Source organism: Prevotella sp. P5-64, from assembly GCF_002251285.1.
Taxonomy (GTDB): Bacteria; Bacteroidota; Bacteroidia; order Bacteroidales; family Bacteroidaceae; genus Prevotella.
In genome coordinates this window covers 144,726-160,530 of sequence record NZ_NPJK01000005.1, presented here as the reverse complement: position 1 = coordinate 160,530, position 15,805 = coordinate 144,726, and the positions used below count along the sequence as shown (strand labels likewise).

The window sequence follows — 15,805 nt, the reverse complement described above, 5'->3', positions numbered from 1 at the left end:
CAAGATGAGGAAGCTATTGTCCTTTATCCTTTTATCTACCTTCACCTGTCATATCTATGCCCAAAGGGATTTCAGAGAGAAACAGAGGGTTAGCAACTCTGTCCTTTTCACTATCGAGACACATGACGGCAAGAGATATCTAACAAGTGATGCGTTATTTCATTCTTCAGAGATAACCTATATGGGCTGGCTGAAAGTAGAAGAGAAATACAAGAGAATGGGAGTAAAGACAATGATACTTTTCAAACTTCCTGCCGATGTAAAAGCAATGGCATGGAAGGACTTTATAAGGCGTAAAGGTATCACTATACATAAGAATGACACCGTTTACTACCAGTCTCTTCCCATCGGGACGTTATACGAACCCCTTCTCAGCCCCGACTATATAACAGGCATCAAGAGAAACGGCCATCGAGTAGATATTGTCTATAAGCAAAAAATGAATCGCAAGCCGTCGTGGGCAACTGAGAAGGCAAGAGATAGCGTCTATAAAGTACGGGCACAACGCCAACAAGCAACAGGAATAACAGATAGAAAGGCAAGGCGCGCTTCGAGGTGAGCAAGAAGGTCTATAAGAAGGCCATCGGCGACCTCTACCGACGCAGACTCATCGTCATGGAGGACGGAGGCATAAGACTCGTAGCGCAAAAAGACTGAGATTGTGGCAGCTGTAAACAAAATAATCGGCAAAATGCTTGGCAGTTAGCGCAAAAAGCAGTACCTTTGCACCGCAATTTCGGAAAATCCGATGCATTCGAAGGCGTGGCCGGTTGTGATTAAGGCCAGCAGGCGCCCGATGGATGTAATAGCACAACAATTAATCAACTTATAATCATGTATTTAGACAAAGCTAAGAAAGAAGAGATCTTCGCACAGTATGGTAATGACGCCAAGAACACTGGTTCTGCCGAGAGCCAGATTGCTCTGTTCACCTATCGTATCGCTCACCTCACTGAGCACGTAAAGCAGAACCGCAAGGACTTCGTTACCACCCGCTCACTGACTCAGCTCGTAGGTAAGCGTCGCGCGCTGCTCGACTATCTCTATCGCATCGACATCAACCGCTACCGCGCCATCATCAAGGCTCTCGGTCTGCGTAAGTAATCGCAACGCAACGGTTGGTCGAAAGACCCATACAAGGATGCCCGTCCGCAAGGATGGGCATCCTTTTTTGTTGTACCTCTGTCTGGCACAAAAAGAAACTGTGCCAAGCTATCGACAGGATAGCTTGACACAGCTTGGGATTGCAGCCGGCGGGATGGGCTTGCCGCCGGCAGTCTGACGGGCAAGAGCCGCGACAGACGCAGTCTATAGGATGCCTATGGTGAGGCAGTTACTCCTTGTTGGCACGCTTACGCTCGAGATGGTCGAGCAGCACCTTGCGCATACGCATGCTCTTGGGTGTCACCTCGACATACTCGTCGCCCTTGATATACTCCAGACACTCCTCGAGACTCATCACCACCTTGGGGATGACACGGGCCTTCTCGTCGCTACCGCTGGCGCGGACGTTGGTGAGCTGCTTGGCCTTGGTGACATTGATGACCAGGTCGTTGTCATGAACGTGCTCGCCCACAACCTCGCCGGCATATACCTCCTCGCCCGGGTCGATGAAGAACTTGCCACGGTCCTGCAGCTTGTCAATCGAATAGGCGTAGGCGGTACCCGTCTCGAGGGCTATCATCGAACCATTGGTACGACGAATAATCTCGCCCTTGAACGGCTGATACTCCTTATAACGGTGGGCCATGATGGCCTCGCCCTGAGAGGCGGTGAGCACATTGGTACGCAGACCAATGATACCGCGGGAGGGTATCTCAAACTGTATATTGACGCGGTCGCCCTCGGTATCCATACCCACGAGCTCGCCCTTGCGACGAGTAACCATGTCAATCATCTTGCTGGAGAAGTCCTGGGGCACATTGATGGTGAGTTCCTCAATGGGCTCGCACTTCTGGCCGTCTATCTCCTTGTAGATAACCTGTGGCTGACCTACCTGGAGCTCATAGCCCTCGCGGCGCATGGTCTCGATGAGCACAGAGAGGTGGAGCACACCACGGCCGCTGACAATCCAACGGTCGGTACAGCCCTCGACAGGAACGACGCGGAGCGCGAGGTTCTTCTCCAGCTCCTTCTGCAGTCGGTCGTTGATGTGGCGCGAGGTGCAGAACTTGCCCTCACGGCCGAAGAAAGGACTATCGTTGATGGTGAAGAGCATACTCATCGTAGGCTCGTCGATGGCGATGGGTGGCAGAGGCTCGGGGTTCTCGAAGTCAGCGATGGTGTCGCCAATCTCGAAACGCTCGAGACCGATAACGGCACAGATGTCGCCAGAGCATACCTCGGCGGTCTTCTTGTGACCCATACCCTCAAAGGTATGCAGCTCCTTAATCTTGGTCTTCTCCTTGCTGCCGTCGCGGTGACAGATGGTGATGTTCATACCATCGCGCAGCACGCCACGATGCACGCGGCCCACGGCGATACGACCCGTGTAGCTGCTATAGTCGAGCGAAGTGATAAGCATCTGGGGCGTTCCGTCCAACTGGCGTGGAGCAGGAATCTTCTCGAGTATCTCGTCGAGCAGATATTCGATATTGTCGGTAGGCTTGGTCCAGTCTGCCGACATCCAGCCGTTCTTGGCAGAGCCATAAACGACAGGGAAATCAAGCTGGTCTTCGGTGGCGTTGAGGTCGCACATAAGGTCGAACACCATCTCATAGACCTGCTCGGGACGGCAGTTGGGTTTGTCTACCTTGTTGACCACCACGATGGGCTTCAAGCCCAACTGCAGCGCCTTCTGCAGCACAAATCGGGTCTGGGGCATAGGGCCCTCAAAGGCGTCGACGAGCAGCAGACAGCCGTCGGCCATATTGAGCACACGCTCTACCTCGCCACCGAAGTCGGAGTGACCCGGCGTGTCGAGGATATTTATCTTAACACCTTTCCAGTTGATAGAAACGTTTTTGGAGAGGATGGTGATACCGCGCTCACGTTCCAAATCGTTAGCATCCAACACCTCACCACTATTATCCTGGCCCTCACGGAAGAGTTTTCCGGCGAGCATCATCTTGTCGACCAGCGTAGTTTTACCGTGGTCGACGTGTGCAATCACTGCAATATTCCTAATGTCTTGCATCAAATGTTACCTTAAATTCGGATGCAAAGTTACTGAAACTATCGGACAAAAAGACATACTTGTTGAGTTTTTTGACATGACTCGCGGTAATTTATGATAATTTACTAATGTACTGAGTATTACAAGGAATGAATTGCTACAGAATACGGGCTGCCAGCACGCTCTCGCAGTTGGCAGCCCGTCGCAGAGTAGAGACCCTAAGGTCTTGGGATTATATCAGTCTATGAAGGGTTCTTCACGGTAACACCGTCGACGATGACGGTAGCCTTGGTACCCCTCTTCTCGTTCCACAGCGAGTTGCCGCTGACAGAGCCGTTGTCGAATCCGGTAGCTGTGCAGTTGTTGATAACCACCTTGTAGGGAGTGCCTACGCCTGCGGGGAGAGAGCTGTCAATCTCTATGGCAGCCTTGCCTGTAACGGAAGCCGAGGCGTTAAAGGTGCAGTCCTGGAATGTGGCTGTCTGGCCTGTTATGGAACCTTCGTTGTAGATGAGCACACTCTTGCCGGCGCAGCTGAAGGCGCAGCGGGTAAAGGTAATGTTAGATGAACCATAGGTCCAGATGTTGTAACTGGTGCTCACGGTCTGCACAAAGTTACAGTCTTCATACGAAGCATCGGCTGCATAAGAGAAGGGTTGGCCGGTAATCACGCAGCCTTTGTACTTCACCGTGGTAGCATGCTGGATACCTACGTAGTCGGCATTGGGCGACTCTACGGTGACATTCTCAAACGAAACATTCGTGGCAGTTACAGCGGCGGGAATACTGATTGTGGTCGTAGCGGCATCGTCGCTGGAGAATACCACGCCGTCGGCAGGTGCAGTAGAGAGAGTATAGGAGTTGCCGGCAGCCAACTTCACAACGGTGTTGGGCTGAGAGGCAGCAGCAGTCATCTCGGCTTGGGTCGAAGCATGTACCATGCGGTAGGTGGTGTTGTGGTCAGGAGTGGAGAAAGCAGGGTCGACCACTACGGAGAATGTGGTAGTACCAGAGAGGATGTTGCCCACGATATTGGTGCGGTAATTGCGCTGGAGGGGCAGGTTCTGCAGACCGTTCTTGACTACGATTTCGGTGCCGGATGCTGTCTTGAAGGTAAATTCAGCCGAAGCCAGGGTCTTCTGGGTACCGTCGGTAGCGTCGTTGGGCAGAATGTAGCTCATGGAGAGATACTCGTAATCCTCCTTAGTGCCATCACCATCGGCATCGACCTTCAGGGACTCGCCAGGCTTAGCAGCATAGGTAAAGTTGACATCGGCGGCGCCAGATACCTTGCCGTCAAGCACATTCAGCGTAGTGGCTGCCTGCTTCACGGTCACCTTTGATTCGTCGAAAGTGGCGCCCGAAGCTACAGCTGCATTCCAGTCTGCTGTAGTAGTACCCACATTGAGCTGGGCGAAGGGGCGCTTGAGTTCAACGGTCTGAGCGACATCGCCATTGACGGTTATCTCAACGGCATTGAAGAATGCGTCGCGACTCTCGTCATTGTTGGCGCCGCTGTAGTTGACCGAAACCTGCATGTTGTCATTCACGGAGTAAGCAGTGGTTCCGGCTTTCTGGGCCCAGAAGGCTACCTTGTAGGTCTGGCCCTTTGCCAAGATGAGCGCTACCGTATGGCCGGAGCTGAGGTCGGTTGCAGACACTTTAACGAGGGGCAGTGCATCAATGGGGTTGCCATTCTTGTCAAACACACGATAGACAAGCTCATCGACGGTGGTGCCGTCACTGATAGCACGGGTAAGGGCACCATCGGCGCTTACCTTGAACGTTACCTGGGCAAGACTGCTGTCTGCCTGCGAGACATTGTTGTCGTCCGAACACGAGTTTGCCAGCATCAGAGCGGCAAACATTCCAAAGATAGTTACTTTTTTCATTTTGTAAATAATTTAGATGATTAAGATAATTGATATATAAAACAATGTGAATTAGTTGTTCTATGGTAAGGGGAATGTCAGTAGAAGACATTGAACTCGCCGTCGTAACCGGGGTTGACGCTTACGCCACCCGTGGCAGTCTGGGTGAGGAACTCGCCTCTGACGATGGTATGGCGGCTGCGCTGGAGCGGCACGTTGACGGCGCGGGAGAGCGAAACCTGACGACCCTGGCGATCGTAGATGCCCAACTGCACGGTGACCTCGGAGGCGTGGCCGTTGACGAGCACATAGTCAAACCCCAACGAGGCTTCGTCGGCAGACAGGCGCTCCACGCGGCCATCGCAGACCACTCCCATAATGGCGTCGGTGGGCTTGTCGGTAAATATATTATAGGTGTTGGGTGCGTAGCCGTTGTAGATGATGCGCACGGTGAACATATCCAGGTCTACGGCAGGCGTCGCGGCTCCCGTAGAAGGCTCGACGGGCGTATGGCCGGCTATGGCTGCCGACTGCTGCTCGATAAAGAGGCGCACATCATTGGCCACAAACTCAAACTTGGCGAGCGGGCGGGTCATCTGCACGGTGACTCCGACGGGCGCCTGCTCACTGGTGCTGGTGGCGACGACAGCCTCGGCCTCACCTCTGAACGCATCGCGGTAGTCGGTGCTGCCCTGATAGGGCGTGAGGGCTCTGATGCTGGAAAAATCGGAAGCATCGTAGAAGCCACCTACACCGGCATCATCCTCAGAGAGGTCGGCCCACACCATGACGCGATAGCTGCCGGCAGGGGCGTCGAGGTCTATATCGGCATCATAGCCCTGGCTGACGTCGCGACGCACGATGTATTCGCGGACGGGAATTGCCTGGGCAGCAGAGGCTTGAGGATAGAGACGGATGATGTATCTCATCGTGCCACGGGTGCGGACAGAGGTAACCTGGACGGGGGCTCCAGTGCGCGAGAGGGTGTAGTAGACCTGGGGCATATCGGTATCAAACCGCAGATGCAGACTGACCTTCGCCGTGTCGGGCACGTCGGGAAACTCATGCACTCCACATCCCACAAGGAGCAGCGGCAGCACTGCCAGCAGCATCCTTGCATGCAGGCAGCAGAGGCGGCGGAGTATAGTGGACTGGTTTGGCATCATCATTTTCTCCCTCGTTTGAAGTCAAACACATAACAGAGCGACAGCGAAGCCTGGTCTATACCCGTGTAGGTCTTGTTCTCGGTATATGCCTTGAGGCCGTTGGGCTGGTTGTAGAACTTGTCGTGGTTGAGCGAATAGACGCCAACACCGGCAGAGAGCTCCATCTGCCAACGACGGTTGCGGCTGACGGGAAGTCGCAGTCCTGCCGACACGCCACCACCGAGCGCCGGACGATGACCGCCACGGTCCTGGGTGCGATATCGTCCGCCAAAAGCCACATTATAGTAAGCCATGCCGAGATGGGCTCCCACAAAGAAGCCGGTATTGCAGGCTGAGGGCCAATAGCGACACTCGGGATAGAGCGAGAAGATGCGGTATTTGCGGCTGTTGCTGAAATAGTTCCATGCTGAGAAGTTCACGGGCAGAGCCACCGACCAATGAGGGGCGACATCCATCTCAATGGCGATATTGGAGATGAGAAACGCCCAAGCCACGGCATTGGTCTTGAGGATGATATGGCGCTGACAGGGAGTCTCTGCCGCCGTCGCCACAGTGTCTGCCGTAGATGGCACTACCGTGGGAGCGGCTGGCGCAGGCTCGGGCATGGGTTCGGGAGCCGGACATACGATGGTGGGAGGTGTCTCTACGCGTGCCACGTCGACCTCGGCACGTGCCATACGCATCTGGGGATAGACATCGCGCATGAGTATGGGCCAGAGTCGGCCACCCTGGGCGCGGCGCAGGAGCAGCACGCGGCGGTCTATCGTCAGACCGCGGTGATAGGAGACCTGGGTAGAGTCGAGCGACAGGATATGCGCCATCGACGCAGTGTAGGGCGACAACCTGGGGCTATCGAGGGTGAGGGTATCGAGCAACGACCAGCCCACACCCATATTGTCTGCCAACACGAGGGGCAACTCTGTGTCGGTATGAGCACGAAGCCATGAGGCCAGAGCCTGGGCACGACGATTGGCGAGACGGCGATTGGTCTGGTAACTGCCTTCGGGCGACGCCATACCCGTAATCTGGACATTCAAAAGCAAAAGACTGCTGTCGCGGCGCACCGCTGACAGATAGTCGAGCATAGCCGACAGACTACAGCCGTTACTGGTATAGGCAGTATCGAGCACCGTTTTGCCCACGGGAAAGAAGACGCTGAAATGGGTGTTGACCACATGACTCTGCGACCTGGACTCTGTGACGGGCATCCAGACGATTAGCATGAGCGTGATGATGTAAGTCAGTCTTTCATATCGGTTAGAGTTATCGGTTCAAATCCTTGGATAAAAGTTGTAGACAATTGACACGCATGGCATTGGATTGTCTATTTGTATCTATCGTACGCTGCAAATTTAAGGTTATTTCCTATTCGTTGTATTCACCCCCCGTTAATTATTGTTAACGGCATGCATTTTTGCACAACTTTTTTGCGCAACCCCACTACCCTTTCTACCTTCGTTATCGCTCTGAGCCCCACCGCATCCCGCCCCATCGCCTCGGCCACGAGCGCTGCGAGCAGCATGGATGCCCATACAGATACCGTCGCGACATCGTCCAGCACGCTGTGTCTGCCGCGCTGCGCTGGGACTGTCGCCAGTCGGGGGCTCGGGCGCGTGGCAAGTCTTGTGGGTTTCCACCTTATTATATTATACGCGTACACGCGCGCGAGAAAGCAAAGCCAGGCACATGCAAGGATTAAATTATCTTAAAACCACGGCTCTTTGCAAACTTTTTGCATCAATTCGGACACCAATTCATGCAAAAACGCTATATTTACAAATGACATAGCGACAATAACTCATAACCTATAATAGATTTACAACTAAAACGTTACAATTATGACCAACTTCATCCGAACCATCATTGCATCGCTGCTACTCATAGCCGGTAGCCAAAGCGTGCTGGGCCAGACCTTCTCGTCTATGGACGAAACGCAGCGCCAAACAGAGCTCACCAAGATAGCCTTGACCATCTACAAGAACCCTAAGTTCAGCAAATACTACTCCAAGTATGGATACTGCGGCAGGTCGGAGATCTCTACCTATAACATCAAGGGAGAAGGAGATGACAAAGACCGCAAGGAATACTTGGGAACGCAACAATATGTGGTCAAACTATACTGCAAGAAGGGCGCTGACTGGGGAGAATTTCCCATTGCCAAAGTCTATGTGTCTGACAAGGCAGGAAAGGCATGGATGATAAGGTTCGGCAACGACAATATGATGTTCCCGTACTGGAATTTTCCAGAGATATTCAAATAGCGGGCATGTACACGGCTACATAGTACATCCCTACGCCCGCCCAAGACGCCAAAGAGCCGGTGGAGAATAGTTCTCTACCGGCTCTTTGTATCTATAGTCCGAGAGGCAGTGGTGCGCTCTTAGAATTCGGCTGTCTTGGGAGTACGTGGGAAAGGTATCACGTCGCGGATGTTCTGCATACCGGTCACGAAGAGGATAAGGCGCTCAAAGCCGAGGCCGAAACCACCGTGGGGGCAGCTTCCATACTTGCGGGTGTCGAGATACCACCACATATCCTTCATAGGGATGTTGCGACGGTTGATTTCGCCGATGAGCTTGTCATAGTTCTCCTCGCGCACGCTACCACCGATAATCTCGCCAATCTGCGGGAAGAGCACGTCGGTACCCTGCACGGTGCGGTCGTCGTCATTAATCTTCATATAGAAGGCCTTGATCTCCTTAGGATAGTCGGTCATGATGACGGGCTTCTTGAAGTGCTCCTCGACGAGGAAGCGCTCGTGCTCGCTGGCGAGGTCCATACCCCAGCTTACGGGGAACTCAAACTTGTGACCGTTGGCGACAGCCTCTTCGAGTATCTTGATACCCTCGGTGTAAGGCAGACGCACAAACTCTTCGGCCACAACCGAATGGAGGCGCTCCAGGAGAGTCTTGTCTATCATCTTGTTGAGGAACTCGAGGTCGTCCTTGCAGTGCTCGAGCGCCCAGTTGACGCAGTACTTGATGAAGTCTTCCTCGAGGTCCATCAGGTCGGCGAGGTCGATGAACGCCACCTCGGGCTCTACCATCCAGAACTCAGCCAGGTGGCGTGGAGTGTTGGAGTTTTCGGCACGGAAGGTGGGGCCGAAGGTGTAGATGGAACCCAGGGCAGTGGCACCGAGCTCACCCTCGAGCTGTCCGCTCACGGTGAGTGATGTCTGCTTGCCGAAGAAGTCGTTGTCGTAATTGATTTTGCCATCCTCGTCCTTCTTGAGGTCGTAGAGGTTCATCGTGGTGACCTGGAACATCTGGCCGGCACCCTCGCAGTCGCTCGCGGTGATGAGCGGAGTGTGGAAGTAGAAGAACCCGTGCTCGTGGAAGTAGGTGTGGATGGCCATAGCCATGTTGTGACGGATGCGCATCACGGCTCCGAAGGTATTGGTGCGCAGGCGCAGATGGCCGTACTGGCGCATATACTCAAAGGTCTGGCCCTTCTTCTGCATGGGATAGTCGCTGCCGCAGAGGCCATAGACCTCGAGCTGCTCGCACTGGATTTCTACAGTCTGGCCGGCACCCTGGCTCTCTACCAGTGTACCCACGGCGCTGATGCAGGCTCCAGTGGTAATGTTCTTGAGCATCTGGGCGTCAAACTTGGCAGGGTCGACTACCACCTGGATGTTCTTGATGGTAGAACCGTCGTTGAGCGCAATAAAATCGACAGCCTTGCTGCTGCGGTGGGTACGCACCCATCCCTTTACATTTATCTCTTTTCCGAAATCGGTGCTCTTGAGGGCATCGACTACTTTAGTTCTTTTCATCTTTATCTATAGTCGTTTAGTTTCTGATTATTCGAAAGCACCCATGCGCAGCATGTCTACCTCTTTCTCGGTGAGATAGCGCCAGTCGCCGCGACGCAGGTTCTTCTTGGTAAGACCGGCAAACATCACGCGGTCGAGCTTGGTGACATGATAGCCCAGGCTCTCGAAGATACGGCGCACGATGCGGTTCTTGCCGCTGTGAATCTCGATGCCCACCTGGCTCTTGTCGTTGTCATCGGCATACTCGATGGCGTCGGCGTGCACTTCACCGTCTTCGAGGGTGATGCCGTCGGCTATCTGCTGCATGTCGTGAGCGGTGAGGTTCTTGTCGAGATATACGTGATATACCTTCTTCTTGAGGAACTTGGGATGGGTCAGTTTGCAAGCCAGCTCGCCGTCGTTGGTGAGCAGGAGCACACCCATCGTGTTGCGGTCAAGACGACCCACGGGGTAGATGCGCTCGGGGCAAGCGTCCTTGACGAGGTCCATCACGGTCTTGCGCTGCTGGGGGTCATCCACTGTGGTGACATAGTCCTTGGGCTTGTTGAGCAGCACGTACACCTTCTTCTCGATGGTCACGGGCTGGTCGTGGAACTTCACCTCGTCGGTGCGCAGCACCTTGGTACCCAGTTCGGTCACTACCTGGCCGTTGACGGTGACCACGCCTGCCTGGATAAACTCGTCGGCCTCGCGGCGTGAGCATACGCCGGCATTGGCGAGGAACTTGTTGAGGCGCAGGGGCTCATTGGGGTCGATGTGGTCTTCCTTGTACTCGATGCGCTTCTTCATGCTATACTTTGCATGTGGGTCGTAGTCGGCTGTACGCTGACGGTAGCCACCGCGCTGCTGACCGTAACCACCCTGCTGGCGGCCCTGATAACCACCCTGCTGGCGGCCCTGATAACCACCCTGCTGACGGGGCTGGTAACCACCCTGCTGACGGGGCTGATAACCTCCCTGCTGACGGGGCTGATAGCCACCCTGCTGACGGGGCTGATAGCCACCCTGCTGCTGGCGTGGACGATAGCCACCCTGCTGCTGACGGGGCTGGTAGCCACCCTCTTCGCCGTTGGCATTGTAGCGGGGACGGTAGCCGCCCTGCTGCTGACGGGGCTGATAGCCACCCTCTTCACCATTGCTGTTGTAGCGTGGACGATAGCCACCCTGCTGCTGGCGGGGCTGATAGCCACCCTGCTGGCGGGACTGGTAACCGCCCTGCTGACGGGGTTGGTAGCCGCCACCATTATTATAACGAGGGCGATAGCCGCCTGGCTGGCTGCCACCCGCAGCGCCCTGGAGATTGGCTCCAAAGCCCTCGGGGCGGAAACCACCCTCCTGATTGTTGTCACGATTATCACTGTAGGCGCGTGTGGTGCGAATACGGGGACGCTGTGGTCTGGCGCCTACACTCTTCTTCTCCTGTGAACCGAAACCGTCGGTTGCATCGCTGTTACCATTGTTCAGGTTCTGCGAATTGTTCTCTAAATCCATAATTTAATTGATAATACTTTATAGCCTCACGGCTGTTGTTAATAATAGGGTTATTGCGGTTATAATGTTGAGTTTACAAACCGGTGTAGTTGAGCGGGGTGATAGCCATCAGTTCGGCCTTCACACTGTCGCTCACGTTGAGCTGTCCGATGAATTCATGGATGGTCTGCTCGGTCATCTTCTGATTGGTGCGGGTGAGCGCCTTGAGCGCCTCATAGGGATGGGGATAGCCCTCACGGCGTAGGATGGTCTGGATGGCTTCGGCCACCACAGCCCAGGTGTTGGCCAGGTCGGCCTCGATGCGCTCTTCGTTGAGGATGAGCTTGCGCAGACCCTTGAGGGTGCTCTGGAAGGCAATGACGCTGTGGCCCATAGGCACACCGATATTGCGCAGCACGGTAGAGTCGGTAAGGTCGCGCTGGAGACGGCTTACGGGGAGTTTCTGGGCGAGGAACTGCAGCACGGCATTGGCGATGCCCAGGTTGCCCTCGCTGTTCTCGAAGTCGATGGGGTTGACCTTGTGGGGCATGGCACTCGAGCCAACCTCGCCGGCCTTGATTTTCTGCTTGAAATACTCCATGGAGATGTACATCCATACGTCGCGGTCCAAGTCGATGAGGATGGTATTGATGCGGCGCATAGCGTCGAAGACCGAGGCCAGATGGTCGTAGTTGCTAATCTGGGTGGTATACTGCTCGCGCTCCAGTCCGAGCTTCTCGCTCACAAAGCGGTTGCCAAAGGACTTCCAATCGTAGTCGGGATAAGCCACATGGTGGGCATTGTAGTTGCCGGTGGCGCCACCAAACTTGGCGGTGAGTTTGCAGGCACGAAGGGTGGCCAACTGCTCCTGAAGACGGTAGACGAAGACCATAATCTCCTTGCCCAAGCGTGTGGGCGAAGCGGGCTGGCCGTGGGTCTTGGCGAGCATGGGCACGTCGCGCCACTCGTCGGCATACTGCTGCAGCTGGTCAATGACTTCTTCTACCTGGGGGCAGAAGACCTCGTTGAGCGCGTCCTTCACCGAGAGGGGCACGCTGGTATTGTTGATATCCTGAGAGGTAAGACCAAAGTGGATAAACTCCTTGTAGGCATCCAAACCGCCTATCTTGTCAAACTCTTCCTTGATGAAATACTCGACGGCCTTGACGTCATGGTTGGTTATCATCTCGATATCCTTCACGCGCTGGGCGTCGGCCTCAGAGAACGACAGGTATATCTGGCGCAAGCGGGCAAACAGTGCATGGTCAAACGATGCCAGCTGGGGCAAGGGCAACTCGCACAAGGTAATGAAGTACTCGATTTCCACACGGACGCGATACTTGATAAGTGCATACTCAGAAAAATACTCGGCCAAAGCCTCTGTCTTCCCTCTATAACGGCCATCTATAGGCGAAATGGCGGTCAACAAATCCAAATTCATATTCTATGCTTTATTTACTGCCCACAAAATTAATAATAATATCTGAAACAGAGCGTAAATGTATCGAAAAAAATAAAAAAAGAGTCTTAAAGCAGTTAACTTTAAGACTCTTCAACTTGGAGTGGGCGTTGACGGATTCGAACCGCCGACCCTCTGCTTGTAAGGCAGATGCTCTAAACCAGCTGAGCTAAACGCCCTTACTTTTCGTAAGCGATTGCAAAGGTAGCAACTATTTCTGACACCACCAAATGTTTTCCCATATTTTTTGAAAAAATCTTCAAAATAGTGGATTGCTGCGACGCGACTACGGATGCTTGCTGCGTGTTCACCGCTGCCGGCTACGCCACTACGCTGATGGCGGATGGCACCCTCTCCGGCACATCGGGATGGCGGCAGAAGAACGATGGGGGCGCTGGGGGAATAAAAAAATCCCGGCAAAGTCTCATAAGAGAACTCTACCGGGAAAACACCCCAGTGGGCGTTGACGGATTCGAACCGCCGACCCTCTGCTTGTAAGGCAGATGCTCTAAACCAGCTGAGCTAAACGCCCTTACTTGTCGTAAGCGGTTGCAAAGGTAGTGACTTTTCTGCACTCCACCAAACTTTTCATGATGTTTTTTCAAAAAATATGCGATTTTTGTGGTTTTCGGGGGTATCAAGGGCGAAATGCACATGATTTCCGGCTTCACCGCCGTTACCATGGCGCAGGGCAAAAGGGCAGTGACGCGACTGCAATTGGAGGAATAGAACAGGGAGGAAAGACCGCGCGGCGCCCCCTCCCCCACCATGACTGCGCAGCGCACAGTGACCGCCATCGCGACCATCACCCCTCGATTGCTGCTTGTCTCCGCTGCAAAGGGAGGCGCACGGAGCGGCTCCAGGAGCGGAGATAGCCGCACAGAGACCATCGTTGGCCACGCGTATCGTCCGACGCGGATGCTCGTACCTTCCGATACGGATGCGAGTGTCGTCCGATACGGAAGCACGTTTCGTCCGATACGAACCGGCGATGATGGTCAGGAGCGCGCCAACAATGGTCAGAACGCTTGCCGACGATAGTCAGCGAGATTAACGAAGACAATCAGGAGAATGTTGGAGGTGGTCATAATTCTCATGGAGATGATCAAAAATTTCGTGGAAGTGGTCATAAATTTCGTGGAGGTGGTCATAAATTTCGTGGAGGTGGTCATAAATCTCGTGGAGGTGGTCATAAATCTCTCTGAGATGGTCAGGAGGGTGGCGGGGAGAATCTGGGGGATTATCGAGATGGTGGTTGGGATGGCGACGGTTAAAGACAGAACCCTGGACACAGCGAGCAGCGTTGGCTCTATCGACGGCGCGGTGGGAGTGGCAACTGCGGATTACACCTTATTAATATATATAAGCGGGAGAGTCAGCTCGGCAGGAAGGAGTATCAACACCATGGCCAGAAGGAGCAGCATGTTGGGCAGAAGGGGCTGTGTGATGGGCTGGAGAATTAACATAATACTCGGGAGGGTCTGCTCGGTAGGAAGGAGTATCAACGCCATGGCCAAAAGGAGCAGCATGTTGGGCGGAAGGGGCCGTGTGATGAGCCGGAGAATTAACATAATGCTCGGGAGTGTCAGCATGGAGGGCGGAACGGGCAGCATGGAGGGCGGAAGGGACAGCATGGAGGGCGCGAACGCGCAAACGGCGGTCGGGAGGGTAAGCTCGGCGGTCGGGAGTGTTCGGACAAAGGCAATAAAAAAGGGGAGCACCGAAGTACTCCCCTTGGATGTATTGCTAATATAAATTACTCAGCAACAGTAACAGTTGCACGACGGTTGAAAGAAACTGGAGACAGTTCATCAACGCCACCATTACCCTTAGTAGTAATGTTGTCGCGGCTTACGCCCATCTTAACGAGCTCGTCAGCAACAGTTGCAGCACGCTTCTCAGACAGTGCCTGATTGTAAGCGGGCTTACCGGTAGCGCTATCAGCGAAACCTGTAACAACCAACTTAGAGTTGTTGTCAACAGCGTACTTGGCGAGAGCCTGTACGTTTACGAGGTCCTTCTTAGAAGCAATCTTAGACTTGTTGATGTTGAAAAATACTGATACAGGAGTGTGTACGAGTTCCTTAACAGCAGGAGTCTCATTTGACTTTTCAGCCAGGAGCTTCTTCAGGCGAGCGTTCTCAGCGTTAGCGTCGTTGAGCTGTGCGTTGAGAGCGTCAATCTGAGACTGAGAAAGAGCCTTGATAGCGTCTACATCAGGAGTCTTGTCCCAAGAAGCCTTGCCCAGGTTGAAAGTAAGACCAACTTCACCATAGAGGTGGTTGTCGTGAGCATCCCAACCACGGCCAGTACCTGTGAAAGCAGCATTGCCATCCTTGTCGTTCTCGCTGGTAATCAGACCAAGTTCAACATTGATAGCGACCTTCTTGCTTACATAGAACTGGTTGAGGATACCAGCGCTGAGACCGAGAGCATAAGAGTTGTAGCTCATAGAACGGCCAAAGCCACCACCGAGGAAAGGAACGAAGTTCCAAACGCGCTCAGGGTTGTAACCATAGATAAGGTTGCTGAGGTTGAACAGAACCTGCTCCTGAGCTACCCAATACTTGTTACCTACATCCTGACGTGCGGGAGTGTGGTTAACCTGCTTGCCCCAGATACCCTGTACCTTAGTACGGAGACCGATGCCGGGAGTGAACCACTTACCTACAGCAACAGCAACACCGGGGTTAGAACGGAAACCCTTCAGAGGGCTATGTGACAGGCCTGAGCCGTGCTCCTGACCTGAATACCATGCATTCCATTCACCACCAACCTGGATGAACCAGTTGCTCCAGAAAGAATTAGTTGCTACACTGTGCTTCAGTGTAGGATCTGCATCCTGTGCAAATGTGCACAGAGACACGCTGGCAAAAGCCAATACAATCAATAATTTTTTCATAACTTTTATATTAAACAATCAATAATCTCGTTGTTCGCTATTCACGT

The 15,805-nt window shown here is 53.8% G+C and carries 12 protein-coding genes, 2 tRNA genes and 1 pseudogene; 5 read left to right on the top strand and 10 right to left on the bottom strand.

Annotated features, from left to right (window positions below):
- Positions 1 to 4 precede the first annotated feature (4 nt).
- The 3 genes and pseudogenes from CIK87_RS01675 to rpsO all read left to right on the top strand — a co-directional run bounded on the left by CIK87_RS01675 (position 5) and on the right by rpsO (position 1,104).
- On the top strand, positions 5 to 559 hold the full coding sequence (locus tag CIK87_RS01675; RefSeq protein WP_022311667.1) for a hypothetical protein: 555 nt from the start codon (positions 5 to 7) through the stop codon (positions 557 to 559).
- Positions 541 to 657: pseudogene (locus CIK87_RS13860) on the top strand (GntR family transcriptional regulator); the annotation flags it as partial. The gene CIK87_RS01675 and the pseudogene CIK87_RS13860, both read left to right, overlap by 19 nt.
- 177 nt (positions 658 to 834) lie before the next feature.
- The gene (gene rpsO, locus CIK87_RS01670) at positions 835 to 1,104 is read left to right on the top strand and encodes a 30S ribosomal protein S15 (RefSeq protein WP_022311668.1); all 270 of its coding nucleotides are present in this window, start codon (positions 835 to 837) and stop codon (positions 1,102 to 1,104) included.
- Positions 1,105 to 1,333: 229 nt separating this feature from the next.
- On the opposite strand, the gene typA is transcribed toward rpsO, so the two are convergent.
- From typA to CIK87_RS01650, 4 genes are all read right to left on the bottom strand, one after another.
- Positions 1,334 to 3,136, bottom strand: a complete 1,803-nt coding sequence (gene typA, locus CIK87_RS01665) for a translational GTPase TypA (RefSeq protein WP_094384907.1) — start codon at positions 3,134 to 3,136, stop codon at positions 1,334 to 1,336.
- Between the two features lie 221 nt (positions 3,137 to 3,357).
- Positions 3,358 to 5,007 (bottom strand): DUF6562 domain-containing protein, encoded by a 1,650-nt coding sequence (locus CIK87_RS01660; protein ID WP_144008065.1) that lies wholly within the window; start codon positions 5,005 to 5,007, stop codon positions 3,358 to 3,360.
- A 77-nt stretch (positions 5,008 to 5,084) separates the two neighbouring features.
- Positions 5,085 to 6,155, bottom strand: coding sequence for a DUF6562 domain-containing protein (locus CIK87_RS01655; RefSeq protein ID WP_094384903.1), 1,071 nt, complete (start codon positions 6,153 to 6,155; stop codon positions 5,085 to 5,087).
- Positions 6,152 to 7,375 (bottom strand): DUF3575 domain-containing protein, encoded by a 1,224-nt coding sequence (locus CIK87_RS01650; protein ID WP_094384901.1) that lies wholly within the window; start codon positions 7,373 to 7,375, stop codon positions 6,152 to 6,154. The genes CIK87_RS01655 and CIK87_RS01650 overlap by 4 nt, the downstream gene beginning before the upstream one ends.
- 615 nt (positions 7,376 to 7,990) lie before the next feature.
- On the opposite strand from CIK87_RS01650, the gene CIK87_RS01640 reads away from it, so the two are divergent.
- The gene (locus tag CIK87_RS01640) at positions 7,991 to 8,413 is read left to right on the top strand and encodes a hypothetical protein (protein ID WP_094384897.1); all 423 of its coding nucleotides are present in this window, start codon (positions 7,991 to 7,993) and stop codon (positions 8,411 to 8,413) included.
- Positions 8,414 to 8,532: 119 nt separating this feature from the next.
- On the opposite strand, the gene asnS is transcribed toward CIK87_RS01640, so the two are convergent.
- The 5 genes from asnS to CIK87_RS01615 all read right to left on the bottom strand — a co-directional run bounded on the left by asnS (position 8,533) and on the right by CIK87_RS01615 (position 13,388).
- A complete protein-coding gene (asnS, locus tag CIK87_RS01635) occupies positions 8,533 to 9,927 on the bottom strand; it encodes an asparagine--tRNA ligase (RefSeq protein WP_022311674.1) in 1,395 nt (464 codons plus the stop codon).
- Between the two features lie 27 nt (positions 9,928 to 9,954).
- Positions 9,955 to 11,418 carry a pseudouridine synthase gene (locus CIK87_RS01630; RefSeq protein WP_094384895.1) on the bottom strand — a complete coding sequence of 488 codons (1,464 nt, stop codon included), beginning with the start codon at positions 11,416 to 11,418 and terminating at the stop codon, positions 9,955 to 9,957.
- 73 nt (positions 11,419 to 11,491) lie between these two features.
- Complete coding sequence (purB, locus tag CIK87_RS01625) at positions 11,492 to 12,838, bottom strand: adenylosuccinate lyase (protein WP_022311676.1); 1,347 nt, start codon at positions 12,836 to 12,838, stop codon at positions 11,492 to 11,494.
- Positions 12,839 to 12,960: 122 nt separating this feature from the next.
- Positions 12,961 to 13,035 (bottom strand) — tRNA-Val (locus CIK87_RS01620).
- A 278-nt stretch (positions 13,036 to 13,313) separates the two neighbouring features.
- Positions 13,314 to 13,388, bottom strand: a tRNA-Val gene (locus CIK87_RS01615).
- Between the two features lie 563 nt (positions 13,389 to 13,951).
- Between CIK87_RS01615 and CIK87_RS01610 the strand changes: the two genes are divergently transcribed.
- A complete protein-coding gene (locus CIK87_RS01610) occupies positions 13,952 to 14,611 on the top strand; it encodes a hypothetical protein (RefSeq protein WP_144008064.1) in 660 nt (219 codons plus the stop codon).
- Position 14,612: 1 nt separating this feature from the next.
- On the opposite strand, the gene CIK87_RS01605 is transcribed toward CIK87_RS01610, so the two are convergent.
- Positions 14,613 to 15,758: an OmpA family protein gene (locus CIK87_RS01605; protein WP_094384891.1), complete on the bottom strand. Its 1,146-nt coding sequence runs from the start codon at positions 15,756 to 15,758 to the stop codon at positions 14,613 to 14,615.
- Between the last annotated feature and the right edge of the window lie 47 nt (positions 15,759 to 15,805).